Origin of the sequence: Blastococcus sp. VKM Ac-2987 (assembly GCF_026967805.1) — a bacterium.
Classification (GTDB): Bacteria; Actinomycetota; Actinomycetes; order Mycobacteriales; family Geodermatophilaceae; genus Blastococcus.
Genome location: NZ_JAPVBG010000003.1, coordinates 108,660 through 132,533, shown reverse-complemented (window position 1 = coordinate 132,533; position 23,874 = coordinate 108,660). Strand labels below are relative to the sequence as shown.

At 74.5% G+C, this 23,874-nt stretch carries 22 protein-coding genes and 1 riboswitch; of the genes, 9 read left to right on the top strand and 13 right to left on the bottom strand.

Going from position 1 to position 23,874, the window contains the following annotated elements; all coding sequences use genetic code 11:
* Positions 1-23 precede the first annotated feature (23 nt).
* The 3 genes from O2W17_RS15910 to O2W17_RS15900 all read right to left on the bottom strand — a co-directional run bounded on the left by O2W17_RS15910 (position 24) and on the right by O2W17_RS15900 (position 2,866).
* Positions 24-707: a maleylpyruvate isomerase family mycothiol-dependent enzyme gene (locus O2W17_RS15910; protein ID WP_269193414.1), complete on the bottom strand. Its 684-nt coding sequence runs from the start codon at positions 705-707 to the stop codon at positions 24-26.
* 231 nt (positions 708-938) lie between these two features.
* Entirely contained in the window at positions 939-1,589 is a 651-nt protein-coding gene (locus O2W17_RS15905) for a response regulator (RefSeq protein ID WP_269193413.1), read from the bottom strand.
* Positions 1,586-2,866: a sensor histidine kinase gene (locus O2W17_RS15900; RefSeq protein WP_269193412.1), complete on the bottom strand. Its 1,281-nt coding sequence runs from the start codon at positions 2,864-2,866 to the stop codon at positions 1,586-1,588. The genes O2W17_RS15905 and O2W17_RS15900 overlap by 4 nt, the downstream gene beginning before the upstream one ends.
* Before the next feature lie 185 nt (positions 2,867-3,051).
* Between O2W17_RS15900 and O2W17_RS15895 the strand changes: the two genes are divergently transcribed.
* Entirely contained in the window at positions 3,052-3,990 is a 939-nt protein-coding gene (locus tag O2W17_RS15895; protein ID WP_269193411.1) for an ABC transporter ATP-binding protein, read from the top strand.
* Complete coding sequence (locus O2W17_RS15890; protein WP_269193410.1) at positions 3,987-4,778, top strand: hypothetical protein; 792 nt, start codon at positions 3,987-3,989, stop codon at positions 4,776-4,778. The genes O2W17_RS15895 and O2W17_RS15890 overlap by 4 nt, the downstream gene beginning before the upstream one ends.
* Before the next feature lie 120 nt (positions 4,779-4,898).
* Here the strand turns inward: O2W17_RS15890 and O2W17_RS15885 are convergent, their stop codons facing one another.
* From O2W17_RS15885 to O2W17_RS15860, 6 genes are all read right to left on the bottom strand, one after another.
* Positions 4,899-5,855 (bottom strand): D-2-hydroxyacid dehydrogenase family protein, encoded by a 957-nt coding sequence (locus O2W17_RS15885; RefSeq protein ID WP_269193409.1) that lies wholly within the window; start codon positions 5,853-5,855, stop codon positions 4,899-4,901.
* Positions 5,856-5,908: 53 nt separating this feature from the next.
* On the bottom strand, positions 5,909-6,055 hold the full coding sequence (locus O2W17_RS15880; RefSeq protein ID WP_269193408.1) for a hypothetical protein: 147 nt from the start codon (positions 6,053-6,055) through the stop codon (positions 5,909-5,911).
* 63 nt (positions 6,056-6,118) lie between these two features.
* Positions 6,119-6,748: a hypothetical protein gene (locus O2W17_RS15875; protein WP_269193407.1), complete on the bottom strand. Its 630-nt coding sequence runs from the start codon at positions 6,746-6,748 to the stop codon at positions 6,119-6,121.
* Between the two features lie 106 nt (positions 6,749-6,854).
* Positions 6,855-7,076 carry a hypothetical protein gene (locus O2W17_RS15870; RefSeq protein ID WP_269193406.1) on the bottom strand — a complete coding sequence of 74 codons (222 nt, stop codon included), beginning with the start codon at positions 7,074-7,076 and terminating at the stop codon, positions 6,855-6,857.
* Positions 7,077-7,165: 89 nt separating this feature from the next.
* Positions 7,166-7,927 carry a DUF4352 domain-containing protein gene (locus tag O2W17_RS15865; RefSeq protein WP_269193405.1) on the bottom strand — a complete coding sequence of 254 codons (762 nt, stop codon included), beginning with the start codon at positions 7,925-7,927 and terminating at the stop codon, positions 7,166-7,168.
* Between the two features lie 229 nt (positions 7,928-8,156).
* A complete protein-coding gene (locus O2W17_RS15860; RefSeq protein ID WP_269193404.1) occupies positions 8,157-11,372 on the bottom strand; it encodes an acetyl-CoA carboxylase family protein in 3,216 nt (1,071 codons plus the stop codon).
* A gap of 341 nt (positions 11,373-11,713) precedes the next feature.
* Positions 11,714-11,872, top strand: a riboswitch (cyclic di-AMP (ydaO/yuaA leader).
* A gap of 15 nt (positions 11,873-11,887) precedes the next feature.
* Here O2W17_RS15860 and O2W17_RS15855 point away from each other — a divergent pair.
* The gene (locus O2W17_RS15855) at positions 11,888-12,412 is read left to right on the top strand and encodes a C40 family peptidase (protein WP_269193403.1); all 525 of its coding nucleotides are present in this window, start codon (positions 11,888-11,890) and stop codon (positions 12,410-12,412) included.
* A 127-nt stretch (positions 12,413-12,539) separates the two neighbouring features.
* Entirely contained in the window at positions 12,540-13,631 is a 1,092-nt protein-coding gene (locus O2W17_RS15850) for a DUF5925 domain-containing protein (RefSeq protein ID WP_269193402.1), read from the top strand.
* Between the two features lie 21 nt (positions 13,632-13,652).
* Here the strand turns inward: O2W17_RS15850 and O2W17_RS15845 are convergent, their stop codons facing one another.
* The 3 genes from O2W17_RS15845 to O2W17_RS15835 all read right to left on the bottom strand — a co-directional run bounded on the left by O2W17_RS15845 (position 13,653) and on the right by O2W17_RS15835 (position 16,382).
* Positions 13,653-14,858 carry an HNH endonuclease signature motif containing protein gene (locus O2W17_RS15845; RefSeq protein WP_269193401.1) on the bottom strand — a complete coding sequence of 402 codons (1,206 nt, stop codon included), beginning with the start codon at positions 14,856-14,858 and terminating at the stop codon, positions 13,653-13,655.
* 106 nt (positions 14,859-14,964) lie between these two features.
* Positions 14,965-15,447, bottom strand: coding sequence for a hemerythrin domain-containing protein (locus O2W17_RS15840; RefSeq protein ID WP_269193400.1), 483 nt, complete (start codon positions 15,445-15,447; stop codon positions 14,965-14,967).
* Entirely contained in the window at positions 15,444-16,382 is a 939-nt protein-coding gene (locus O2W17_RS15835) for a non-heme iron oxygenase ferredoxin subunit (protein ID WP_269193399.1), read from the bottom strand. Before O2W17_RS15835 ends, O2W17_RS15840 begins: the two co-directional genes overlap by 4 nt.
* A gap of 122 nt (positions 16,383-16,504) precedes the next feature.
* On the opposite strand from O2W17_RS15835, the gene O2W17_RS15830 reads away from it, so the two are divergent.
* The gene (locus tag O2W17_RS15830) at positions 16,505-17,407 is read left to right on the top strand and encodes an SMP-30/gluconolactonase/LRE family protein (RefSeq protein WP_269193398.1); all 903 of its coding nucleotides are present in this window, start codon (positions 16,505-16,507) and stop codon (positions 17,405-17,407) included.
* Between the two features lie 70 nt (positions 17,408-17,477).
* Here the strand turns inward: O2W17_RS15830 and O2W17_RS15825 are convergent, their stop codons facing one another.
* Positions 17,478-18,599, bottom strand: coding sequence for a ScyD/ScyE family protein (locus O2W17_RS15825; RefSeq protein ID WP_269193397.1), 1,122 nt, complete (start codon positions 18,597-18,599; stop codon positions 17,478-17,480).
* Positions 18,600-19,402: 803 nt separating this feature from the next.
* On the opposite strand from O2W17_RS15825, the gene O2W17_RS15820 reads away from it, so the two are divergent.
* From O2W17_RS15820 to O2W17_RS15805, 4 genes are all read left to right on the top strand, one after another.
* Positions 19,403-19,990 (top strand): HAD domain-containing protein, encoded by a 588-nt coding sequence (locus tag O2W17_RS15820; RefSeq protein ID WP_269193396.1) that lies wholly within the window; start codon positions 19,403-19,405, stop codon positions 19,988-19,990.
* Between the two features lie 13 nt (positions 19,991-20,003).
* Complete coding sequence (locus tag O2W17_RS15815; RefSeq protein ID WP_269193395.1) at positions 20,004-21,146, top strand: transglycosylase domain-containing protein; 1,143 nt, start codon at positions 20,004-20,006, stop codon at positions 21,144-21,146.
* Positions 21,147-21,246: 100 nt separating this feature from the next.
* Positions 21,247-22,605 (top strand): GntP family permease, encoded by a 1,359-nt coding sequence (locus tag O2W17_RS15810; RefSeq protein WP_269193394.1) that lies wholly within the window; start codon positions 21,247-21,249, stop codon positions 22,603-22,605.
* Positions 22,602-23,849, top strand: coding sequence for a CaiB/BaiF CoA transferase family protein (locus O2W17_RS15805; protein ID WP_269193393.1), 1,248 nt, complete (start codon positions 22,602-22,604; stop codon positions 23,847-23,849). The genes O2W17_RS15810 and O2W17_RS15805 overlap by 4 nt, the downstream gene beginning before the upstream one ends.
* Positions 23,850-23,874 lie beyond the last annotated feature (25 nt).

Here is a 23,874-nt window from a genome sequence, read left to right as displayed (position 1 = left end):
CAGGGGCGGGCACTCGGCCGGGCCTACAGCCAGGCGGGCGGCGGCGGGACGTCGCCGTTCAGCCCCGACGCGTCGGACCGGGTCAGCCACGCGGCGATCGCCGACAAGGGGCCGTCGACCCGCGGGCCGCCGCGCCCCCACGTCCGGTCGGCGTCGGTGGCGACGACGGTGGCCTCGAGCGCCTGGTCGCGGGAGGCGAACAGCCCGACGACGTCGTCGACCAGGGCGGTGCAGAAGTCGGCCGGCAGGTCGGCGAAGGAGAGCCCGGCCCGGAGGTCGACGCCGTGCACCCACACCTCCTTGGCCCGCATCCACGGGATGGTCGACGCCGACACCGGGGCGCCCTGGCCGTTGCGCACCTCCGCCGTCCAGGCGTCGCCGGGCATGGCCTCGATCGCGCGGGCGAGCCGGTCGCGCGCGGCCGCGTGGTCGGCCCGCACCTCCGCTCCCGGCCGGGCGGCGGTGGCCTCGATGTCGGCGTCGCGGACCGCGCGCGAGGGGTACATCGGCGTCTCGACGCCGGTGCGCGCCCAGGCGAGCAGGTTGACCAGCGCGTCGGCGTTGCGGGACAGGTGCGCGACGACGTGCGCCCGTGACCAGCCGGGCAGCGCCGAGTCACCCGCCAGGTCGTCGTCGGTCAGCGCCTGGACGGCACGGCCGACCATGTCCTCGCCGTCGATCCACCACTGCCGCTGCGGGTCCGTCACGCGGTCGAACCTAGGCGACATCCGGGCGACGCGGCCGCTCAGCTGACCCGGCACGTCGCGTCGTGCCGACCCTCGACCTCCGGCCGTCCCGAGGAGCGTTGAGCCGCGTGCTGACGCGGCTCAACGCTCACCGACCAGGCTCGACCCGGGCGCGGACGTGGGGGCTGCCGCCCTCGGCACGGCGACCTCGACCCGGAAGCGGATGACCCGTCACGACGAGGCAGAGCCCGGTCAGGCGATCATGAACCCGCTCTCGTAGGCGGCGATCACCGCCTGGGTGCGGTCCCGGGCACGGAGCTTGAGCAGCACGCTGCTGACGTGGGTCTTCACCGTCTCGCGGCTGAGGAACAGCTCGGTGGCGATCTCGGCGTTGGACAGCCCACCGGCCACCAGCCGCAGGACGTCGGCCTCGCGGCCGGTCAGCTCGGGCAGCGCGGCGGCGCCCCGGGCCCGCGACGGCGCCTGCGCGGCGATCAGCCGGCGGGTGAGGTCGGGCAGCACCAGGGAGCTGCCGCGGGCGACCACCCGGATGGCGTCCACGAGCTCGTCGGGGTCGGCCCGCTTGAGCGCGAAGCCGCTGGCCCCCGCCTGGAGCGACCGGTACAGGTAGTCGTCGTCCTCGAAGGTGGTCAGCACCAGCACCCGCGGCCGCTGCGGATCCCGGGCGACCAGCTCCGCGGTGGCGGCGATGCCGTCCATGTCGGGCATCCGCACGTCCATGAGGACGACGTCGGGGTCGGCGCGTGCGGCCACCTCCAGCGCCTGGCGCCCGGTGCCGGCCTCCCCCACCACGGTCAGGTCGGGCTCGCTCTCCAGGATCACCCGCAGCCCGGAGCGGACCAGCACGTCGTCGTCGACGAGGAGCAGCCGCAGCGGGGTCACGCGGCGCCCGACAGCGGCAGGGTCACGGTCAGGTCGAAGCCGCCGGACGGCGAGGGCTCGGCGGACAGCGTGCCGCCGGCGGCGGCCGCCCGCTCGCGCAGACCGGCCAGCCCGCGGCCGCCGCCCGGGCCGGGGCGGCTGTCGAGCTGGGAGGCGCGCTCGTTGCACACCCGGACGTCGAGGGTGTCGCCGCTGCGCACGACCTGCGCGACGGTGAGCGGTGTCCCGGCGTGCCGCAGCACGTTCGTCGTCCCCTCCTGAACCACCCGGTAGGCGAGCTCCTGCACGCCCGGCGGCACGTCGTCGACGTCGCCGTCCACGACGAGCGCCACCGGCAGGCCGCCGTCCCGCAGGCCGGCCAGCAGGTCGTCGAGGTCGGCGAGCCCGGGCGCCGCGAACGGGGCGGGGTCACGGCCACCGTCCTCGGCGCGCAGCACGGTGAGCACCCGGTCGAGCTCGGCCAGGGCGGTGCGGGTGTTGGCCTCGATGTGGCCGAGCGCCTGCCGGGCGAAGTCGGGCTGCAGCGGCCGCTCGCCCGCGGGTGTCAGCGTGCGGCGCGCGGCGGTGGCCTGCAGCAGGCTGGCGGTGAGCGCGTGGCCGATGGTGTCGTGCAGGTCGCGGGCCAGCCGGTTGCGGTCGGCCAGCCGGCGGCTGCTCTGCTGCAGGGCTGCGATCCGCTGCTCGGGCGCGGTGCCGAGCAGCCGGGGCGCCACCGAGGCGGCCAGCCGGACCAGCAGGTCGAGCACCGCCAGGGTCAGGACGACGACGGCGCCCATGAGCGCCAGCAGCGGCAGCGCGGTGAGCGGGTTCCACTCGGCCTCCCAGCCCAGCGCGAGGAACGCCGCACTGCCGAAGATCAGGCTGGCGAACGTGGCGAGGCCCAGCAGCACCCGCGCGCCCAGCCAGCCGAGCGCCCGCCAGGTGTCGGCGGCGAACACCAGCCGCCGCAGCTTCCGGACGACGCCGCGCTGGTCGCGCACCCGCTCGCCGTCGGGGACGTCGACGCCCAGCAGGGTGCGGGCCAGCCGGCGCTCCATGCCCGCCAGACCCCGGGTCGCCGCCAGCACGAGCAGGATCAGCAGCACACCGATGCCGTAGACCACCGCGACGACCGAGCCGAGCAGCCCGGCGTACACCGCCAGGTACAGCAGGGCCAGGGGCGAGCTCGCCAGCGCGTAGAGGGCCCGGCCGGGCCAGCCCGGGCGGGCGGCGACGAGCAGCTCGTGGGCACGCGCGGCGATCGGAGCGGCGCCGCGGCCGAGGGTCGTCGAGGGCATGCACCGATCCTGGCCGATGAGCGGGCCGGGCGAGTCCCCCGTCAGCGCGCTTCCCCGCTCCCCCGCGCGGGGGACCCGGTTCGGCGCTGCCGGGTGATCCGCGGCGACCCGCGGTCCGGACAGGCTCGGCGCATGACCAGATCGCAGCCCCGGCGGCCGCGCCGCCGTCCCCCCGGGAGCTCCGCATGATCGAGGTGCGCGGGCTGACCAAGCAGTACGGGACGGTGCGGGCCGTCGACGACCTCACCTTCGACGTCCGGCCGGGCAAGGTGACCGGCTTCCTCGGCCCGAACGGCGCCGGCAAGTCCACCACGATGCGGATGGTGCTGGGCCTGGACCGGCCCACCGCCGGGCGCGCGCTGGTGGCCGGCCGGCCGTTCGCCGGGCTGGCCCGGCCGCTGCGCACGGCCGGCGCGCTGCTCGACGCCCAGGCGGTCAACCCCGGGCGCAGCGGCCGCGACCACCTGCGGGTGGCCGCCCGCACGAACGGCATCCCGGTGCGGCGGGTCGACGAGGTGATCGACCAGGTGGGGCTCGGCCCGGCCGCCCGCCGGCGGGTGCGCGGCTACTCGCTCGGCATGCGGCAGCGGCTGGGCATCGCCGGCGCGCTGCTGGGCGACCCCGCCGTCCTGCTGTTCGACGAGCCGATGAACGGCCTGGACCTGGACGGCGTGCGGTGGATCCGCCGCCTCGTGCGCGAGCTTGCCGACGAGGGCCGCACGGTGCTGCTGTCCAGCCACCTGATGAGCGAGATGGAGCAGACCGCCGACCACCTGGTGATCATCGGCCGCGGCCGGTTGATCGCCGACGCCTCGTTGGAGGAGATCATGCGCGGCGAGAACGCCGCCCGGCGGGTCCGGGTCAGGACCCCGTCCGGGGACGACCTGGCCGGCGCCCTGCTGCGCCGGCACCTGCGGGTGCACCCCACCGGCGACGGCGACCTGCTGGTCGAGGGTGCGTCGGCCGAGACCGTCGGCGACGTCGCGCTCGAGCTGGGCGTGGCGGTGCACCGGCTGGCCGAGGAGCACAGCTCGCTGGAGCAGGTGTACCTCGACCTCACCGGGGACAGCGTCCAGTACCGCGTGCTGGCCGCGCCCGAGCCGGCCGGGCAGGTGCGGCGGTGAGCGCGACGGGTGTCGCCGTGCGGTCCGCGGACGCGAGCACGGCGACCGTGTTCGCGCGGGCCGCATCCGCCGAGTGGCTGCGGTTGCGCACCGTGCGGACGACGTGGTGGTGCCTGCTGGCCGCCGCCGTCACGATCGTGGGCATCGGCGCCACCGCCGCCTTCGACGAGGCGCAGGGGCCGGCCGGACCGGGGTCCACGCTGCCCGCCACGCTGGCCGGCGAGTTCGGCGTGCTGCCCGGGCAGTTCGCGCTGCTGGTGCTGGCGCTGCTCGCGGTCACCCAGGAGCACGCCACCGGGATGATCGGCCCGACGCTGCAGTGGACCCCGCGGCGCGGCGTCCTGCTGGCCGCCCGGGTCGCCGTCCCGGTCGCCGTCGCCACGGTCGCCGGGGTGCTCCTCGCCCTGGTGACGGACGTCGCCGCCTGGTTCATCGCGCCGGGGCTCACCCTGTCGCTCGCCGACCTGGCCGACAGCCTCGGGCGGATCGCCGCCGTGCTCGCGGCCGGCTCGCTGCTCGCCGTCGGCCTGGGGTTGCTGCTGCGTAGCACCGCAGGGGCGCTGGCGACGGTCTTCCTGCTGCAACTGGTGCTTCCGTTCCTCCTGCCCGCGTTCGACGTGGCGTGGATGCGCGACCTGGGTCGGGTGCTGCCGGGGTCCGGCGCGATCTGGACGCTGCTCGGCGAGCCGGACATGACCGCGGTCCTGGCGACGACGGTGCTGGCCGGTTGGTCGGCGGCGGCCCTGGCAGGCGGCGGCTGGTCGCTGCTGCGGCGCGACGCCGGGTAGCCGCCGGCCGGCCCGCAGGCGCCGACTCGCCCTCCAGGCATAGGAGGCTTTGCCCATGGTTGCGCGGCCCGATCCGTAGGCATTGCTTCCTATGCCTTCGGTCGGCGGAGCGCCGCGCGTTCAGGACGGGGTGATCACCCGGATCGGCGCGCCGGCCAGGAAGGCGGCGACGTCCTCGACCGCCTCGCCGTAGAAGAGCTCGTAGGTGCCTCGGGTGACGTAGCCCAGGTGAGGGGTGAGGACGGCGCGGCGCAGCTCCCGCAGCGGGTGGTCGCGCGGCAGCGGCTCGCTGTCGTAGACGTCGAGGCCGGCGCCGGCGATGGTCCCGCGGCGCAGCACGTCGATCAGCGCCGCCTCGTCGACGATCGGCCCGCGGCTGGTGTTGACCAGCACGGCGGAGTGCTTCATGAGCGCGAGGTCGTCCGCGCCGATCAGCCCGCGGGTCCGCTTGGAGAGCAGCAGGTGGATCGTGACCACGTCGGCGGTGGCGAACAACTCGTCCTTGGCGACTCGGCGGGCACCGACGTCCGCGGCCCGCTCGTCGGTGAGGTTCTGGCTCCAGGCGACGACGTCCATGCCGAAGGCCACGCCGATGCGGGCCACCTGGGAGCCGAGCCGGCCGAGGCCGATGACCCCGAGGGTGCCGCCGGCGAGGTCGCCACCGATCGTGGTCTGCCAGCCGCCCGCGCGCATGGAGGCGTCCTCCTGCGGCAGGTGCCGAACGGCGGCGAGGATCAGCGCCCAGGTGAGCTCGACGGTGGCCGTGGCCCCCGACCCGGTGCCGCAGACGGTGATGCCGCGCTCGGCGGCCGCCTCGACGTCGATCGACTTGTTGCGCATGCCGGTGGTGACGAGCAGCCGCAGGTTCGGCAGCCGCTCGAGCACCTCCCGGCTGAACCGGGTGCGCTCCCGCATGGCGACGACGACGTCGAAGGGTGCCAGCCGGGCCACGAGGGCGTCGGGGTCGCTGACGCTGTCGTGGAACTCCACGACCTCCGCCGGCTCGGGGAGCCGCGACCAGTCGGTGAACTCCGCGGCGGCGGACTGGTAGTCGTCGAGGACGGCGATGCGACGCATGTGCCCGGTCTACTACAGACCGGTCCCCGGCCGCTCGGGCCGGGGACGCGATGTCACGGGCGCTTGGTGCCGCTGCTGTTGCCCTTGTTCCGGAACTTGGAGACGGCGTCCTTGATCTTGCGCTGGTTCTGCGGCTTGCGGGCCTCGTCCATGACCTTCTTGGCCATGCCACCCTTGGCGAGCTTGCTCATGATTCCCATGGGTTCTCCTGTGCCCGTTCCCCGGGCAGCCATGCGCCGGCCCGCCCGGGCATCACGCGACCGTCATGCCGCGCGCTGCGCGCCGTCGTCCTCGGCGTCGGCCCCGGCACCGGGGTCGCGGGCCAGCAGGTAGGTGGCCACGCCGAGGACGATCCCGGCGACCGCGGACAGCACCACGATCAGCGGGGTGCTGATGTCGCCGAGCACGGCGGTGAGCAGGTCGCGCGAGCGGGAGGTCGGGTCGGCGAGGACCACGCCGACGAAGACGGCGACCAGGACCCCGGCACCGGCGGCGGCCAGGTGGGCGAGCCGGCCGGAGAACCCCATCCGGTCGCTCACGCTGCGGGCGGCCTTGACGATCCGCCCGGCGCGCAGGATGCGCAGCGCGCCTACGGTGCGCACCAGCCGCAGGATCTGGACGGGGCCGAGCGCGAAGACGACGGCGACGACCACCGCGACGGTGAGCGCGACCAGCCCGAGGTGCCCCCGCAGCCAGGCGCGCTTGTTCTCGGCGACGACGAGCAGGATGACCGTCTCGGCGACCAGCACCAGCCCACTGACGACGTCGATGACGTGCCCGGCGGTGCCGAGCGTGCCCTCGGCGACGGTCAGGAACATCGCCGGGATCGAGGCCAGCGCGGCGACGAGGACCGGGAGGGCCAGCCGCTCCTGCCAGCGTTCCTCGCGCGTCACCGACGCTCCCGTCGCGGGTCCAGCCGGAACGGGAGCGACCCCCGCCCGGGAGGCGGGTGCCTCCTGCGCAGGGGTCGCTCTCCGGCTCCGCACGATGCGGGAGGAGTCAGCGGACGGTGCCGCGGCCCTTGCCTGCGCCGCCGCCGCTGTTCTTGTTCTGGAAGTCGGAGATCATCTTCTTGATCTTCGCCTGGTTCTGCGGCTTGCGGGCCTCCTGGATGACCTTCGCCGCGATACCGGATGCCATGAGCTTGCGCATCATTCCCATGTTCGCCTCCTCGTTGTCGATCGGGTTGCTCCGTGCCCCGCCGGACGCCGGACCAATCACGCGACCCGGTCGTCCACTCGTTCAGGGCGGTACCGGACAGCAACAGGGGCGCCCCGCCGATGGCGGAGCGCCCCTGACGGGCTGACGCGTTACTGGAGGGAGACGGTCACTCCGCCGGAGAACGCGGAGTCGTGCAGTTCGACGGTTGTCGGCGTGGTGCCCGCCGGGACGTCGAACACGACCTTGCTGTTGAGCGTGTTCCCGGGGTTGATCTCCTCGTAGATGGACGCCGAGTCCTCGAGGTAGATGGCCGCCTCGGTGTCGGCCGAGAATTCCTGACCTTGGGCGTTGAAGAGCTTGGCGTTGTCACCGAAGAAGCTCTGCGCGGAGTCACCGATGTTGGTCACCGCCACGTCGACGACGCAGAACTGCCCCTGCGCCTCGGTACCGAAGTACTCGTTCCCGATGCGAGTGAGGCTGCAGTCGACACCGGAGACGACGAAGCTGAAGTCGCCGTCGTCAGCCGGCACACCGATGCCGGGGTTCGTCTCCGCCGGCGCCGCGTCCTCGACCGGCGCCACGGCGTTGTCAGCGGGGGGAGCATCGGCAGCGGCATCGGCGGCCGGAGTGTCAGACGCACCCGACGCGGTGCTGTCGGTGTCGGCCGTCCCACCGTTGGTCATGTTGGCGAACATGCCGAGGACCACGATCACCGCGAGGGCGATGAACCACTTCTTCTTGTAAAAGGGCGTCTTGGCCGGCGGCTGCGGAGCCGGGGCCCCGTACTGCTGTCCATGAGGCATCTGCGCGTACTGCTGGGTCTGCTGCGCCCCGTACGCCGGCTGATCGCCCGGCCACTGCTGAGCGCCCTGCGGCGGAACCGGTGGCGGCGCGTATGGCGGCTGACTCACGTGTCTCTCCCCGTTGTCCAAGTTTCGGAGGCCGTCATCGAGCACCGACCCGTATTGGTCGCTCTCCGGCCTCTCGGAGGCGGACGCTGCCATACAGATAGTTGGTTGACGCGCTTTACGGCCCGGATTCGTTCCTCAACCAACGCACCAGTCACAGAGGCCACGGGCTCCACCGGAGCCCCGGCAGTGGGGCCCGGATACGTCGTCTCTCATGCACCGGCCGCGTACCTCACCAGGTGTCGACGTGCGGCCGTACGCGGCCGGGCGGGCGCGGGGTGGCCGCCACCTCGCGGGTCAGCGTGCCGATCCACCGGCGGGTGTCGGCGGGGTCGATGACGTCGTCGATCTCCCAGTGAGCGGCGACGTTGAGCCCCCGCCCCTTCTCGTAGGCCGCGGCGACGGCGGCGTCGAAGGCGGCGGCCCGCGCGGCGTCGCCCTCGATGGCGGCCAGCTCGCGGCGCATGCCCAGGCGCACCGCGCCCTCCAGGCCCATCGGACCGAACTCGCTGGTCGGCCAGCCGACGGTGAACCGCGGCACCTTCAGGCTGCCGCCGGCCATCGCCTGCGCCCCGAGCCCGTAGGCCTTCCGCACGACGACGGTGCCGACCGGCACCGAGAGGTTGGCGCCGGTGACGAACAGCCGGGAGAAGTGCCGGACGGTGGCGGTCTTCTCCGCCTCGGGGCCGACCATGAAGCCCGGGGTGTCGCAGAGGAAGACGACCGGCAGGCCGTGGGCGTCGCAGAGCTGCAGGAAGCGGGCGGCCTTGTCGGCGGCGTCGGAGTCGATGGCCCCGCCCAGGTGCGTGGGCACGTTGGCGACGACGCCGAGCGGCGCGCCCTCGACCCGCGCCAGCGCGGTGATCATGCCGGTGCCCCAGCCGTCGCGGAGCTCGAGCACGCTGTCCTCGTCCGCGAGCGCGTGCAGCACCGCGCGCATGTCGTAGACCCGCTTGCGGTTCTCGGGCACGAGGTGGCGCAGCGCGCGCTGGTCGGGCGCGGTCCAGCCGGCCACCGGCCCCTGGAAGTAGGAGAGGTACCGCCGGGCCGCGGCGACGGCGGCGGCGTCGTCGGCGACCCGGACGTCGACCACCCCGTTGGCGTGCTGGACGTCGATCGGGCCGATCTCCTCCGGCGCGACGACGCCGAGCCCGCCGCCCTCGATCATCGCCGGGCCGCCCATGCCGATGTTGGCGTCCTCGGTGGCGATGACGACGTCGCAGGTGCCGAGCAGCGCCGCGTTGCCGGCGAAGCAGCGGCCGCTGGCGATGCCCACGGTCGGCACCAGGCCCGACAGCTTGCCGAACAGGGTGAAGGCCATCGTGTCGAGCGCTGAGACGTGCATCGAGTCGACGTCGCCGGGCCGCCCTCCCCCGCCCTCGGCGAAGAGCACCACGGGCAGCCGCCGCTGCTCCGCCAGCTCGAACAGCCGGTCCTTCTTCAGGTGCCCGCGCATGCCCTGGGTGCCGGCCAGGACCGTGTAGTCGTAGGAGACGACGACCGCCGCGCTGCGCTCGGGGCCGACCAGGTCGCCGTTGACGTCGGCCAGCCCGCCGACGATGCCGTCGGCCGGGGTGCGCTCCTGGAGCTCCTCCCGGCTGCGGCGGCGCTCCTGGGCGGCGAAGACCAGCGGCCCGTACTCCAGGAAGCTGCCGGCGTCGACGAGGTCGGCGAGGTTCTCCCGGGCGGTGCGCCTGCCCTGCGCGTGCCGCTTGGCGACGGCTTCGGTGCGGGCGGCGTCCAGGCCTTGCTCGTGGCGCCGGCGGACCTCGGCGACATCGGGCCGGTCGGCGTCCAGGTCGAGGTCGTGGAGCTGCTCCGCCGCGCCGTCCGGGGCGTGCTCGACGTCGGCGAGCAGCTGGCCCTGGCGGACGGTCTCACCGACCCGCACCGCGACCCGCCGGACGGTGCCGCCGGCCGGCAGCGCGACGACGTGCTCCATCTTCATCGCCTCGAGGACGACGACCGCTCCCCCGGGCTCGACGGGGGTGCCGGGCCCGGCCTCGATCGCGACGACGGTGCCGGGGACGGGGGCGCGCAGCTCCTCCTCCCCGCCCACCGGCTCATCGGTGCCGGCGACGGCCGGCGCGAGGTCGGCGAGGTGGTCGTCGACGAACGTGGTGGTGGCGTCGGCGACTCCCGGGTGCGCGAGCAGCGCACGGAGGAAGCCGGTGCTGGTGGCGACGCCGCGGACCTCCACCTCGGCCAGGGCGCGGTGCAGGTGCGCCAGCGCCTCGGCCAGGCCGCCGTGCCGCTCGTGCACGACCACCTTGGCCAGCAGCGAGTCGTACCGCGGGCTGACGTCGGTGCCCGGCCGGGCGGCGGTGTCGACGCGCACGCCGGGGCCGCCGGGCAGGGCCAGGGACGCGATGGTCCCGGCGGAGGGGACGACGGCGCCGTCGGCGGTGAGGGTCTCGGCGTTGACCCGGGCCTGGACGGCGCACCCGACGGCGCGGGGCGGGCCGTCGGCGAGCCCGAGGTCGGCGAGGGTCGCGCCGGCCGCGACGCGGAGCTGCAGCCGGACGAGGTCCAGGCCCAGGGTCTCCTCGGTGACGGTGTGCTCGACCTGGAGGCGCGGGTTGCACTCGAGGAAGACGAAGCGCTCGGGGTCGCCGGCCGGCACGAGGAACTCGACGGTGGCCAGCCCGCGGAGGCCGACCTGCCGGGCGAGCGCGGCGGCGGCGTCGTGCAGCCGCTTCCGGACCGGGCCCGGCAGGTTCGGCGCGGGGGCGATCTCGACGACCTTCTGCCGGCGGCGCTGCAGCGAGCAGTCCCGGTCGCCGAGGACGACGACGTCCGCGCGCGCGTCGCCGAGCACCTGCACCTCGATGTGCCGGGCGTCCCCGACCAGCTCCTCGGCCAGCAGCGCGTCGGTGCCGAAGGCGACGCGGGCCTCGTCGGACACCGTGGCGAAGGCGGCGGCGACGTCGTCGCCCCGTCGCAGGACACGGGTGGCCCGTCCTCCCCCGCCGAACCGCGCCTTGAGCATCACCGCGCCGGTGGCGTCGAGCAGGTCCGCGACCTCCTGCCGGGTCGCGGCGTCGCCGGTGCCGCGCGGGACGGGGACGCCGGCGGCCCCGGCGGCGGCCCGGGCGAGCACCTTGTCGCCGAGCGTCTCCAGGACGGGAGCACCGGGGCCGACGACGGCCGGCGAACCGCCGTCGTCCCCGCACGCCCGCGGCAGCGCGGGGTCCTCGGAGAGGAAGCCGTAGCCGGGGTGGATCAGGTCGCAGCCGGCGGCGCGCGCGGCCTGCACGATCGCCGCGGCGTCCAGGTGCGCGGCGGGCCCGCTGCCGGGCAGGTGCTGCGTCTCGTCGGCGGCGGCGAGGTGCGCGGCGTCGGGCTCGTCGGCGGCCGTGACGGCGACCGACGTCATCCCCTCGGCGGCCGCCGCGCGGGCGATGCGGACGGCGATCTCGCCGCGGTTGGCGATCAGCAGGCGGGCCACCCGGCGATGCTCGCACGGTCCCGGGACGGGCTGTGGCGGCGTCCACCGGAGCCGGTTCACCCTGGTCGGAGCGCACGCGATCATGAACGCAGAGTTCAGGCATGCCGCCGCTCGAGAAGTAAGCGAACGGTTGCGCTCCGTACTGCCAGGCGACTCCGATCCCAGCGGCCGGCGGGATCAGTAGAGGTCGGCTGGCGAGTCGCGGTGCCGGCGCGGTCCCGGCGTCCTCCCAGTCGGACCCCCGGAGAGCCCGTCCGGCCGCTTTGTGACCTTTCCGTGACCTGCCTAGCGTCGTCGCCGGTCCGCCCGGGGCCCCCTCGTCACCACACCCGGTGACACCCGTGCGGACACCGCCGAACCAGGCGTCGGATCGCTCCGCCGCCCGGACCGGGGACCCACCGCAGCACTGGGGTGAAGCGTGACCGGCATGCCCGGGAGCGCCGGGCGAGTTCCCCGCCCGAACCCGTCAGCTAACCCGGTAGGCGGTTGTCGGAGAACAGGAGAAACCGTCGTCCATGACGACCACCCGCACGTCCTCGATCAGCCGTCGCTCCCTCCGCGGGGCGGCCCTCGCGCTCGTCACCGGAGCGGGCATCGCCCTCTCCCCGCTCCCCGCCGTTGCTGATGTCGGCGGTGGTGGCACCGGCGGCACGGCCACCGTGACCGTCGCCCCGGTCGCCGCGCCGACGCACGCCGCCCAGGTGGCGGTCGACACCGCGCTCGCTCAGCAGGGCAAGCCCTACGTCTGGGGCGGTACCGGCCCCGGCGGCTACGACTGCTCGGGCCTGACCTGGTCGGCGTACCAGGCCGCCGGCGTGGAGATCCCGCGCACCTCGCGGGCGCAGTCGACGGCGGGGGTCCACGTGGACCGGGCCAACCTGCAGCCCGGCGACCTGATCTTCTTCTACGACCCGGTGGGTCACGTCGGCATGTACATCGGGGACGGGCTGATGGTGCACTCCTCGACCTACGGCCAGCCGGTGGCGGTCGTCCCGGTCGATTCGATGTGGGGCTACAACACCGCCCGCCGCGTCGTCTGATCCGCTCCGCGCCGATGCCCCCGTCCGCTGCCGCGGCCGGGGGCGTCGTCGTCCGGACGGGTCGGCAGCGGGGGGCACGGCTGCGGGTTACCGTCCGGGCCGCACGACCGCCGATGCAGGGAGCCCCGTGACCGACCAGCCGCCGCCGTTGCCGCACGGGTATCTGCGGCCGGGCCTGTGGCTGGACCGGTTCGACCTCGGCAACGGGATGCTGCTGCAGGCGCAGTGGGACAGCGGCATGCCCTTCCAGCGGACCGGCGAGGTGACCGGTGCCGTGGAGGACCCGCTCCCGCTGCTCCCCGACGGCGCGGTGCTCCGCCTGGACCGCAAGGACGGCAGCTCGCGCACCGTCGTGGCGGCGCTGCCCGGTCTGCTGGTCCGGCTGGAGGTGGCGAACCGGATGACGACGGTCGACGCCGTCGGGTCCGACCTCGCCGCTGTCGAGGCGCTGGTCGCGCAGGTCGTCGCCGGCGCCGAGCAGGTCACGGCCGCACCGGAGGGCGAGGTGCGGATGGCGTTCTGGTCGGGCACCGCGAACGGCGGGATGGAGTCCTCCCGCCGGGTGGCCGCACCCAGCTGGGCCGAGGCCGCGGTCAACTACCCGGGACGGACGCGGCAGGCGCTCGCACCGCTCATGGCGGCCACCGACATGTCCGGGCGCGCCGGGCGCCTGGTGCTGTGGCACGGCGTCCCCGGCACGGGGAAGACGACAGCGGTCCGGGCACTCAGCCGGGAGTGGGCCGACTGGTGCCGGCCGCACTACGTGATGGACCCGGAGCGGCTCTTCGCCGAGCCGCAGTACCTGCTGCAGGTGGCCGGGATCGACGAGGACGAGGACGACGCGGACGGCCGGTGGCGGCTGGTCGTGGCCGAGGACTGCGACGAGTACCTGCGGTCGGACGCGAAGGTGCGGGCCGGCGCCTCGCTGGGCCGGCTGCTGAACCTCTGCGACGGCATCCTCGGCCACGGGCTCAAGGTGCTGGTGCTCTTGACCACCAACGAGGACGTCGGCCGGCTGCACCCGGCGATCACCCGCCCCGGCCGGTGCCTGAGCCAGGTCGAGTTCGAGCTGCTGTCACCGGTCGAGGCGCAGGCGTGGCTGGGCGAGGAGGTTGTCGCTCCCGACCGGCCGACGACACTGGCGGAGCTGTACGCGCTGCGCGAGGAGCGCGCGCACCCCACCGATCCGCTCGCAGCGGAGTTCGGCGGCTATCTCTGAGACACCGGCGGGCGAGCCGGCTCACAGCAGGAGCGGCATCCCGATGATGATCTCGCTGCCGTCGGGCCGGAAGGTGCGCCATCGTCCGCTCGGATCTCGCTCGACGCGGAACCCGTGGTGGACCTCGGTGTGGTGCCGTTCGCACAACAGGGCCGAGTTCTCCAGCGAGGTCTCCCCGCCGAGGAGCCAGTGGACGACATGGTGGACGTCGCACCAGAACTTCGGAGCTCCGCAGCCGGCGAAGACGCACGCCTCGTCCCGGAGCTCGACCGCCTTGCGCAGGTGCGGCGGCACCACCCGCTTGGTCCGGCCCATGTTCAGCGGCATGCCGTGCTCGTCGATCAGGACGGGGGTGATGCTGCCGTCGCAGGCGAGCATCCGCGCCTTCGCCGCCGAGACGAGGCTGCCGAAGCCGGTGACCGCGGCGGCCGGCCCGACGACGTCGTCGCGCAGGTCGACGTCCCGGATGGTGACGACGACGTGCGGCTTGACGGTGCGCAGCACCGGCAGGTCGCCGGAGGCCAGCTGGTTGTCCGCGAGCTGGACCACGGCGTCGGCGAGCTGCTGCGCGCGGGTGCGGCGATCGCCCTTCGGCCGGTCGGCCTGCACGACCGACTCGAGCGCCATGCGCAGCTTCTCGCCACCGACCGCGTCGAGCTGGCCGCGTACGACGACCGTGCCGTCGGAGAAGGTCGAGAGGGTGAGCGCCCGCTCGTCGGTGGGATCAGGCTCGGGGCCGTCGGGGTCGAGCCGCGACAGGTAGTGCTGCACCACCCCGGTCAGCCGCTGGACGGAGTGCTGGCCGGCGACGGAGGTGAGGACGCGGTCGACCTCGGCGAGGTCGATCCCCTGGTCGAGCGCTGCCGCCTGCCGGTCCTCCGCGACGATCGGCGCCACGACGACGACCTGGTCGGCGGTGACGGCGCCGGCCTCGAAGGCCGCGGCGAGGGTCGGCAGCCGGTCCAGCGCACGGCCGTTGCGCACCAGCTGGCCCGCCGCAGCCGGGCTGAGCCGGCCGTGGCCGCGCAGCCACGACCGCATGGATCGCAGGCCGTCGTCCTCAGAGGCCTGCTGCAGTTCCGCGGCCCGCACCCGGCGGGCCAGCTGCGCATCGATGCGGTTCCGCGCCTCCAGCAGCTCGGCTATACCGTCGAGCTGTTCCCGACGGCCGAGCTCGGAGACGTCGTCGGCGGCCAGCGCGTCGAGGGCCGACCGCAGCTCGCTCATCCCGCACCTCCGTCCGATCGAACGTATGTGCGGAGACTAGCGCGACCCACCGACAGGACCGGGACGAATCCACAGGTCAGCGGCCCGACCCTGGCGCGTCGCCGGGCTACACGGAGCGGAGGGTCGCCCGCTTCAGCCGGATGATGAGCCGCATCCCACCGGACTCGGCGAGCTCCTGCTGCCGCGCGCGCAGCTGCTCGCCGAGCTGCTCGAGGCGCTCCTCCCCCAGGGCGTGCGACTGGGGGAACATCCGCTGCTCCTCCTCCATCGTGTGGTGGCGCACCGTGTTCTCCAGCATGCGTACCTCGGTGACGAACTCCGGGTCGGTCACGTCCATCCGCATGACGGTCGCGACCTGGTCGTCGATCTGCCGGTGCTCCGCGTGCGCGAGGGCCAGCAGCGGGGAGACGTCGGGCACGGCCGGGTAGAACAGCTCGTCCTCGATCTGGGCGTGGATCTCGATCTCGTGCAGGAAGCGGTCCCGGAGCTCCTCCCGCCGGTCGGCCTGCGCATCGGTCGTCTCGGCCAGCTCGCGGAGCAGCCCGCGCAGCACGTCGTGGTGCGCGATCAGGACCTCGTCGGCCTTCATCGGGATGCCTCCTCGGCCGTGGTGATCGCGGTCGGGCTGCGCCAGCGGGCCCGCCGCCGCACCTCGACCGCGCCATCGGTGATGCGGGTGTCGTAGCAGGGCAGCGGTGCGGTGGACGGGCCCTGCGCCGGCTCACCGGTGTCGAGGTCGAAGCGCGACCCGTGCCACGGGCAGACGAGCTCGTCGCGGTGCAGCCAGCCCTCCGCCATGGGCCCGCCCAGGTGCGGGCAGCGTCCGGCGACCGCGCGCACCGCGCCCTCGGTGCGGACCAGCACCACCGGCACACCCTCGACGTCGACGCCGACCGGCTTGCCGTCCGGGAGGTCGGCCAGCCGGGCGACCGGGGTGAAGGTGCGGGGCGAGCGGCCGGCCGCGGAGTGGTCGACACCCAGCCGGTGCCGGTAGGACAGCACGCCGCCGAGGTAGCTGCTGGCGAGGACGACGGTGTAGCCGGCGGCGGCGGTGACCCGGGCCCGCGCGGCGCGGCCGCGTCCGCGGTCGGCGAACGACCAGGCGTAGAGCGCCAGCGCCGTGCTGTTGAGCGCGGCGTGGACCAGGCCGACGCGACGCGCCTCGTCGTGGGCGTGCTGCCAGTCGGTCATCCCGGTCGCGGCGGCGCCCACCGCGCCCGCGATCCCGAGCCCGACGACCGTCCGCGCCGCCGAGCCGGTGCCCGGGCCGCCGCGGCCGGTGGCGTCCAGGCCGTCGAGCAGGGCCGCCGCGCTCCACGCGCCGACCGGCACGGTGACGAGGACGGGGTGCAGCGGGTGCCCGAGCCACACGCCGTGCAGCAGGTCCTGCAGCGGGCGGGCGTACCGGCCGGCCAGCAGGAAGGTCAGCGAGACGCCGTGCTCGATCTGGTAGCCGGGCGCGTCGAGCACCTGCCACCGCTCGACGGTGCCGACCGCCCGCTCGAGCAGGGTGCGGACGCTCACCGGTGCGCGCCTTCTGGAGCCATGCCCGAGGCGGTGCCCAACCCGGGACGGCGGAAAACCGGAGGTGGGGACGCCGCCGCCCGTCTCGTCGGCGGGCCCCGAGAGGAATAGCGTCCCGCTGCATGGCTGATCGAGAGTTCCGGACGGTGCTGGAGGGCGGCTCCTACTTCGAGGGACCGCGGTGGCGCGACGGGCAGTGGTGGGTGTCGGACTTCTACCGGCACACGGTGAGCCGGGTGGCGGCCGGAGGCGGTCCGGAGACCGTCGTCCTCGAGGTGGAGAACCAGCCGTCGGGGCTGGGCTGGCTGCCGGACGGCTCGCTGCTCGTGGTCTCGATGAGGGACCACCGGCTGCTGCGGGTCACCGACGGCGAGGTGTGGACGCACGCCGACCTCTCCGCCGTCTGCACCGGCCTGCTCAACGACATGGTGGTCGACGCGTCGGGCCGGGCGTTCGTGGGCGACTTCGGCTTCGACCTGATGGGCGGCGGGGCGCCGGCCCCGGCGTCGCTCAAGCGGGTCGACCCGGACGGCACGGTCACCGTGGTGGCCGAGGGGCTGCGCTTCCCCAACGGCTCGGTGATCACCCCGGACGGCGCGACGCTGATCGTCGGCGAGACGTGGGGCAACCGCTTCTCCGCCTTCGCCATCGGCCCCGACGGCTCGCTGGGCGAGCGGCGGGTGTGGGCGTCGCTCGGCGCCGAGCCGGTGGGCGACTCGGTCGAGGAGCTGATGGGGCAGGTCGTCGTCGCACCAGACGGCTGCACGCTCGACGCCGACGGGCACGTCTGGGTCGCCGACGGCTTCGGCTCGCGGGTGCTCCGGATCGCGCCCGGCGGGACGATCGTCGAGGAGATCGCCGCGCCGGACGGGATGGGCGTCTACGCCTGCGCGCTGGGCGGCGAGGACGGCCGCACGCTGCTCATGTGCTGCGCGCCGGACTTCTACGAGCACACGCGGGCGCCGGTGCGCGAGGCGGTGCTGGTGTCGACGCAGGTCGCCGTCCCGCACGCCGGCCTGCCCTGACCGCACCCGGGAACGGCGATGGCGGCCGGGAGGCCCGCAGGCCTCCCGACCGCCGTCTGACCAGCAGGGATCAGGGAGCCGCCGCCGTGAAGGCGCCCGGACCGACCCGCTGGATCTCACCGGCCGACGGGATGCCGAGGAAGCCGGCGATGCTCCACGCCGAGGCGTAGAGGTTGCCGCCCTCGATCTCCAGGCCGGTCGGCATGGTGACCTGCGCGGTGGACCGGTCGCCGTCCCGCTCGATCCGGGTGAGCTCGCCGACCGTCGACGGGTCGAGGTCCGCCGGCGGCGGACCGCCCATCGGCATGCCCGCCAGGACGTTGGACACGAAGACCGTGCCCTTGCGGTCGACGGCCACCCCGGTGACGCTGGTCAGGTCCTCGATGGCGTCGACCTGGTTGCCGTGCTGGTCGAGGACGTAGACCCGCGCCGCCCCGGGCACCTCCGCGCCCAGCGTGCCGACGTAGATCTTCCCGTCCGGCCCCTCGGTGATCTCCGTGGGCACCGGGTCGCACCCGACGGTGCCCGGGTTGTTGAACGCCTCTGCGCACCCCGCGACGTCGGTGACCACCGGCGGGACGAAGAAGGTGCTGATCTCGCCGGTGTTGCGGTCGATGGAGAGGACGGCGTTGGCACCGGCGTCGGAGACGAGGATGCGGTGCGGCTGGGCGAGCACCGAGAACGGGTTGGACAGCGTCTCGAACGGCTCCTCGTCGACGAACTGTTGCTGGCCGTCGGGGTTGTTCGCCAGCTCGTACTCCAGCAGGTCCCACGTCCGCAGGATCTCCCCACCCGGCGTGGCCTCCACCAGCAGCTGGCTGGGGACGTCGGCCGGCGGCTCGGCCGGCGGGGCGTCCTCCTCCGGCGGCGGGCCGGCCTCACCGACGGCGACGTAGATCAGGCCGCGCACGTAGTCCACGCCCTGGGCGTTGCCGAGCCCGGACAGGATGGTCTCGGACCGTCCTCCGCGCGGGTCGATCCAGGTCACCTCCCCCGTGTCGGACTCGGCGACGATCAGCCGGCGACCCTTGTACTCGCTCAGCTGCCGTGGTCCGTCGAGCCCGCCGACGACGGTGGTGACGTCGTCACCCGGGCCGTGCCCCTTGCCGTCGTCCGCACCGGCCGCCGTCGGTGACACGACGACCAGCGCCATGGCCGCGGCTGCACCCGCCGCCGCCTTGAAGTACCGCATCCTTCACTCCCTCGATCGACTTCCCCGTGGACGCGGGGGAACCTGCCAGGAAGCGGTGCGCCGGAGATCGCCGGATGATCTCGCCCGGATCACGTCCTCGCGTGCCGTGACCGACCGCGACACGCCCGCCCTCGTGGGGTGACCGGGCGACGGAACGGCAGGGTCCGGAACCGGCCAGGCGGGAGAACCCGCTGTTGAAGCGAGGGGTGGCTGGACGGCGGAGCGGGCACCGGCTCCGTCGCAGAGCTCCGCGCGGCCGCGACCGAGGAGCTTGCGTCGTAGAGCGCGGTCGGCACCGCGCATCAGCTGCGAGGCGCTCTCCCCGAAGCCGTACTGCGTCACCCCGCAGGAGAGCGAGACGTCGGGGTGCAGGGCGCAGATGCCCAGCACGAGGTCGCGCGCGTCCGGGCCGCGGGTCCCCGGGAGGAGGAGGGGGAACTCGTCCCCCCGTGCCGCGCCAGCACCGAGCCGGCCGGCACGGCCCCGGCGAGGGCGACGAGCGACAGCACGAGCAGGATCCGCCCGGGCCGGCGCCGACCGCGATGAACAGGCCGGCCGCCCCGCACCGAAGAAATAGAGCGTGGCCAGCGTGTGCGCCATGACGCGCACCGTCGCCACCTCGGGCGTCCTGGACGGCTCACCTCGGTAGGTCGGCCGCCCGGCGTCGTGGCTTGACCCACATCCCGGCACGGGGCGGTCCGGCGCCACCGCGCCGGGTGAGGTGGCAGGGCGCAGCCGGCCTGCCGGACGCGTGCAGAGGGGCGATGGTGTCCGCAGCTCCCGGCCCCGGGTAGGGCTGCACCATGACCGCTCCCCCGCCCGTCCTGCTGCTGGACGTCGACGGCGTGCTCAACGCCCTGCGCCGTGACCTCCCGGAGGGCTGGCGGCGCGGGACCTTCTCCGGCTACGTGCTGTCGTGGGACCCGTCCGTCGTCGCCCGGCTGCGCGAGTGGCACGACGCCGGGCGGGTCGAGCTGCAGTGGCTGACGACGTGGACCGAGCAGGCCGACCGGCTGCTCGCCGAGCCGATGGGCCTGCCCCGGGGGTTGCGGACGCACAGCCGGGACGTGCTGCCCACCGGCTTCGGCGGCCGGCTCGGCGGCGTGACCGGGTGGTGGAAGCTGGCCGCCGCGCGCGCGGTCGCCGAGGCCGAGCCCGACCGGCGGATCGTGTGGATCGACGACGACCTCGCCGACCAGGCCGAGGACACCAGCGAGTGGCTGGCGGCCAGCGGTCAGGTGCTGGTCGTGGCGCCGGACCACCTGCTCGGGCTGACCCACGCCGAGCTCGACCGGGTGGAGGCGTGGCTGGGCCCCACCGGCCCCACCGGCCGCGATGACGCCGGTCCGCACGGGTCGCCGCCGTACGATGAGCCTTCGACGCCGACCTGAGGAGCACCGCCTCGTGGCCTCCGTCCCGCCGGACTCGCGCACCACCCGCTGGTTCCGCCGGCAGCCCACCGAGCCGCTCCCGCAGGAGCAGCCCGCCCGCCGCCTGCGGTTCGACCGCCCGCCGCCGGCGGGCAACGACTGGTACGACGCCCCGCCGCCGGCCGGTGGTCAACCGCCGTACGGGCCGCCCACGCGCACGTGGCCGGGCGAGGAGCCGCAGCGCCCCTACCCGACGGCGCGGCCCGGGGGCCCGTTCCCGCCGGCTCCGCCCGGCCGCCCGTACCCGCCGGCCGAGCCGGAGCAGGGTCGCCGCGGCCGGCGCGGCTTCCGGGACCGCGCTCCGCGGCGTCGCCGGGGGCTGCTCCGCCGCGTCGTCCGCGTGCTGGCCGTGCTCGGCGTCGTCCAGGCGCTGCTGGTGCTGTCGCTGCGGTGGGTGGACCCGCCGACGACGGCGTTCATGGTGGCCAACCCCGACGGCGCGATCCAGGAGTCGGTGCCGGTCGAGCACGTCTCCCGGAACTTCCTCGCCGCCGTCATCGCGCACGAGGACGCCGCGCTGCCCTACCGCTCCGGCGCGTTCGAGTGGGACGCGCTGTGGGGCCGCGCGACGGCGCACCTCTCCGGCGAGGACGACCCGTCGGGGTCGACGATCCCGCAGCAGGTGGCCAAGAACGTGTTCCTCAACCAGGAGCTGAGCGCCTGGCGCAAGGCGCTGGAGGCCGGGCTGTCCGTGGAGCTCGCCGCGTTCGTGGACGACCGCCGGATGCTGGAGCTGTACGTCAACTACGCGCAGTTCGGCCCGACGATCTACGGCGTCTGCGCGGCCGGCTGGTACTACTTCGACTCGCCGCCGGCGGAGCTGTCCGCGGCGGAGGCAGTGCAGCTGGTCGGGCTGCTGCCCTCGCCCGGACACGTCCAGCGCGCGCCCGGCGGCGGCATGGACTTCGAGGTGGACGACGGCATGGGCTGGCTGTCCCGCTCGCACGTGGTGAACGCCCAGAACCGGGTGCCCCGGCACCTCGACCGGCTCGGCTTCACCCCCGTCGAGGACGCCGGCGTGACGGGGCTGGCGTCGGAGCAGGAGCCGTCGTCCGACGACTGCACGACGCCCCCGCAGGAGATCACCGAGCTGATCGTCGCGGAGGGCACCGCCTGAGCTGAGGCGGGCCGGTCGTCTGGCGGCCCGGGGCACGGCGTGGTCACATCAGGACGTCGAGCGACCTCCCCGCGCACGGCGCCCGTGAACGGAGATCCCCGTGATCATCCTGCACGCGTCCATCGCCATCCTCGGCGTCCTGCTGCTGATCATCGTGCTCAAGGTCGAGCCGGTCATCGCCCTGGTGCTGGGCTCGCTGTACCTCGGGATCGCGGGCGGCATCGGCCTGGCCGAGACCGTGGAGGTCATCGCCGTCGGCTTCGGCGAGATCATGGCCGAGGTCGGGCTGCTGATCGGGTTCGGCGTGCTGCTCGGGGCGCTGCTGTTCGCGCTGGGCGCCCTGCAGAAGTTCGTGGCGCTGCTGCTGCGGCTGCTCGGCGCGAAGCGGCTCCCCTACGCGATGAGCGCCGCGCTGACCACGCTGTTCCCGTCCATCTACGTCGACGTCCAGCTGGTGCTGGCCTCGCCGCTGGCCCGCTCGGCGGCCCCGCACATCGGCCGCGGCGGCCTCCCGCTGCTCGCCGGGTCGCTGACCGCGGGCATCCTGGTCGGCTACGTCTTCGTCGTCCCCGGGCTGGGCACGCTGTCGATCGCCGGCCTGCTCGACATCCCGCTCGGGACGATGCTGATCTTCGGGCTGGTCGTGGGCCCGGCGACCGCCGTCGTCACCACGTTCCTGTTCAGCCTGGTGCTCAAGGCCGGCTTCTGGAATGCCGCCAGCGACGAGCACGAGACGCAGGCCCTGCGGGACGCCGAGCACGCGGCCGACCAGCGGGACGGGGAGCACGAGGCCGCGATGCCGCCGCTGACCATCTCGCTGCTGCCGGTCCTCGTGCCGCTGCTGCTCATCGCCAGCGGAGCGATCGCCTCGGCGGCCGGGGTGGAGAACCCGGTCATCGCCTTCGTCAGCAACCCGGTGTTCGCGCTGTTCCTCGGCATGGTCGGCGCCTACGCGCTGACCCGGCGGACCCTCGGCCGGGAGCGCACCGACGACGCCGTGACCACTGGCCTGAGCACCACCGGCCAGATCCTGCTGATCACCGGCATCGGCGGCTCGCTGGGCGCGGTCATCGGCGAGACGACGCTGGACCAGGTGCTGGGCGACCTGTTCTCCGCCTCGACCGGCGCCTCGGTGATCCTGACCCTGCTGCTGGCCTGGCTGATCGCCGCGCTGCTGCACTTCGCGATCGGGTCGATCTCGGTGGCGGCGATCGCGGCCGCGGGCATCCTGGCGCCGGTGCTCGGCTCGTTAGACGTAGCGCCCGTCGTCGTCGGCCTGGCCATCGGCGCCGGGGCGCTGTTCGCGCTGCAGGTGAACAGCAACTTCTTCTGGATGTTCCAGAGCCTGCTGGGGATCTCCACCCAGGGAGCGCTGAAGGCGCTGACCTTCGTGACGGCGCTGGCGTCGGTGGTCGCGATGCCGATCATCATCGTGCTCGGCTTCCTGGTGCCGGCGTGAGCGGCGGTTCCCCGCTGCTGGACGGCGTCCGGGTGCTGGACCTCTCCACGATGATCGCCGCGCCGACGACCGCGACGATCCTGGGCGACTACGGCGCCGACGTCGTCAAGGTGGAGATGCCGGGGACCGGCGACTTCGTGCGCCGCTTCGGCCGGCAGGTGGACGGCCAGGGGCTGTACTGGAAGGCGCTGTCGCGGGGGAAGCGGTCGGTGGCGCTGGACCTGCGCCGGCCCGAGGGCCGCGACCTGGTGCTGCGCTGGATGCCGACGTTCGACGTGCTGGTGGAGAACTTCCGCCCGGGCACGCTGGAGCGCTGGGGGCTGGCCCCGGCGGAGCTGCGGGCGGCCAACCCGCGGCTGGTGGTGCTGCGGGTGACGGCGTACGGGCAGGACGGCCCCTACCGCGACCGGCCCGGGTTCGGCACGCTCGCGGAGGCGCTGGCCGGGCTGGCGTCGGTGTCGGGGTACGAGGACCGGCCGCCGCTGCTGCCGGCCTATCCGCTGGCCGACATCATGGCCGGCAACCTCGGGGCGACCGCCGTGCTCGCCGCGCTGATGCGCCGGCACGCCACCGGCACCGGCGACACGATCGACCTGGCCATCTACGAGGCGGCGCTGAAGCTGGTCGAGATCAACGTGCTGGAGTACCAGCAGGCCGGCGTCGAGCACGGCCGCACCGGCAACCGGTACGGGCCGGCCGCGCCGCGGGGCAGCTACCGGTGCCGCGACGGGCTGTGGATCGCGCTGTCGGGCAGCACCCAGCCGATGGCCCAGCACGTGCTGCGGACGGTCGGCGGTGAGTCGCTGGTCTCGGACCCGCGGTTCGCGACGAACGCCGAACGGGTGGAGCACGTGCAGGAGCTCGACGACCTGATCGCCGCGTGGTGCCTGACCCGCGACCGGGACGACGCGCTCGCCGAGCTCACCGCCGGGGGCTGCGCGGTCGGGCCGCTGGAGAGCGTCGCGACGATGACCGACAACCCGCAGGTTCAGCACCGGGGGTCGATCGTGACCGTCGACGACCCGGACCTCGGGCCGCTGGCGATGACCGGCGTCTACCCGTCGTTCCAGGACGGCGGCACGCGGCTCGGCCGGCCGGGCCCCGCCGAGGTGGGTGCGGACACCGATGCCGTGCTGGCCGCCGACCTGGGACTGGGGGCCGAGGAGCTGGCCGCGCTGCGCGCGGCCGGGGTCACGGCCGGGCCGGCCGCCGTCCCGCCGGCCGAGCCGCAGGACGCGCTCTGAGCCCGTCCGACGGATGCAGAGGACC

What these genes read in the sequence shown, in the direction of transcription:
- O2W17_RS15880 (WP_269193408.1), bottom strand. Translation starts at nt 6,055, where the DNA reads ATGGGAATCATGAGCAAGCTCGCCAAGGGTGGCATGGCCAAGAAGGTC.
- O2W17_RS15885 (WP_269193409.1), bottom strand. Translation starts at nt 5,855, where the DNA reads ATGCGTCGCATCGCCGTCCTCGACGACTACCAGTCCGCCGCCGCGGAG.
- O2W17_RS15900 (WP_269193412.1), bottom strand. Translation starts at nt 2,866, where the DNA reads ATGCCCTCGACGACCCTCGGCCGCGGCGCCGCTCCGATCGCCGCGCGT.
- O2W17_RS15895 (WP_269193411.1), top strand. Translation starts at nt 3,052, where the DNA reads ATGATCGAGGTGCGCGGGCTGACCAAGCAGTACGGGACGGTGCGGGCC.
- O2W17_RS15845 (WP_269193401.1), bottom strand. Translation starts at nt 14,858, where the DNA reads ATGAGCGAGCTGCGGTCGGCCCTCGACGCGCTGGCCGCCGACGACGTC.
- O2W17_RS15840 (WP_269193400.1), bottom strand. Translation starts at nt 15,447, where the DNA reads ATGAAGGCCGACGAGGTCCTGATCGCGCACCACGACGTGCTGCGCGGG.
- O2W17_RS15855 (WP_269193403.1), top strand. Translation starts at nt 11,888, where the DNA reads ATGACGACCACCCGCACGTCCTCGATCAGCCGTCGCTCCCTCCGCGGG.
- O2W17_RS15825 (WP_269193397.1), bottom strand. Translation starts at nt 18,599, where the DNA reads ATGCGGTACTTCAAGGCGGCGGCGGGTGCAGCCGCGGCCATGGCGCTG.
- O2W17_RS15830 (WP_269193398.1), top strand. Translation starts at nt 16,505, where the DNA reads ATGGCTGATCGAGAGTTCCGGACGGTGCTGGAGGGCGGCTCCTACTTC.
- O2W17_RS15820 (WP_269193396.1), top strand. Translation starts at nt 19,403, where the DNA reads ATGACCGCTCCCCCGCCCGTCCTGCTGCTGGACGTCGACGGCGTGCTC.